The 1,223-nt window shown below is 47.0% G+C and carries 2 tRNA genes and 2 rRNA genes; all 4 read left to right on the plus strand.

What is annotated here, in order from left to right:
• Positions 1-93: ribosomal RNA gene (locus tag GCE9029_RS25190) — 16S ribosomal RNA — on the plus strand; the annotation flags it as partial.
• 67 nt (positions 94-160) lie between these two features.
• A tRNA-Ile gene (locus GCE9029_RS25195) sits at positions 161-237 on the plus strand.
• Positions 238-270: 33 nt separating this feature from the next.
• Positions 271-346: transfer RNA gene (locus GCE9029_RS25200), tRNA-Ala, on the plus strand.
• A gap of 346 nt (positions 347-692) precedes the next feature.
• Positions 693-1,223: ribosomal RNA gene (locus GCE9029_RS25205) — 23S ribosomal RNA — on the plus strand; the annotation flags it as partial.

A 1,223-nucleotide genomic window follows, 5' to 3' on the forward strand; every position in this document is an offset into this window, starting at 1 on the left:
TTCGGGAGGGCGTTTACCACGGTGTGGTTCATGACTGGGGTGAAGTCGTAACAAGGTAGCCCTAGGGGAACCTGGGGCTGGATCACCTCCTTAACGATACTATTAATGCTAGTGTCCACACAGATTGCTACGGTCAAAAAGATAAAGAACATACTTAGATGGGTCTGTAGCTCAGGTGGTTAGAGCGCACCCCTGATAAGGGTGAGGTCGGTGGTTCAAGTCCACTCAGACCCACCAATCAATTCGGTTGGTGGCACTAAGTATCGATGTGGGGCTATAGCTCAGCTGGGAGAGCGCTTGATTTGCATTCAAGAGGTCTGCGGTTCGATCCCGCATAGCTCCACCACTCTTTAAGCACACTTCTCTAAACAGAGAGTGCTAAGTGTTCTTAAAAAGTGGTTGTTAAATAGAACACATCACATGCTCTTTAAAAATCTGGAAAGCTGACTAAACAAACTCAATGAGTTTGTTTGTAAAAGTTCTCAAATGTTGACTCTGTGGAGTTAACACCAAACACATTCAAGTGTTCTTGGTTTCATCACTTTCGAGTGATGAACAATATTTGAGTCCGGCGAAATCGTTCATCGCTTTATGTTTCCGCTTTTTAAGAAAAAGCAGAGGCAAAAAGGGTGAACATGTTCTTATTAGAACACCTTGGTTGTTTGAACATACGAAACCTCTTGGGGTTGTATGGTTAAGTGACTAAGCGTACACGGTGGATGCCTTGGCAGTCAGAGGCGATGAAGGACGTAGTAACTTGCGATAAGCCCAGATAAGGCAGTAACAGCCGTTTGAATCTGGGATGTCCGAATGGGGAAACCCACTGGCATAAGCCAGTATCCCACACTGAATACATAGGTGTGTGGAGGCGAACTCGGGGAACTGAAACATCTAAGTACCCGAAGGAAAAGAAATCAATTGAGATTCCGGCAGTAGCGGCGAGCGACCCCGGATTAGCCCTTAAGCGTTTTATGAGTTAGTGGAAGCCTCTGGAAAGTGGCGCGATACAGGGTGATAGCCCCGTACACGACGGCTTATTTAACGTGAAAACGAGTAGGACGGGACACGTGTTATCTTGTCTGAAGATGGGGGGACCATCCTCCAAGGCTAAATACTCCTGACTGACCGATAGTGAACCAGTACCGTGAGGGAAAGGCGAAAAGAACCCCTGTGAGGGGAGTGAAATAGAACCTGAAACCGTGTACGTACAAGCAGTGGGAGCC

The sequence above is a fragment of the Grimontia celer genome (assembly GCF_900055185.1).
GTDB classification, from domain to species: Bacteria; Pseudomonadota; Gammaproteobacteria; order Enterobacterales; family Vibrionaceae; genus Enterovibrio; species Enterovibrio celer.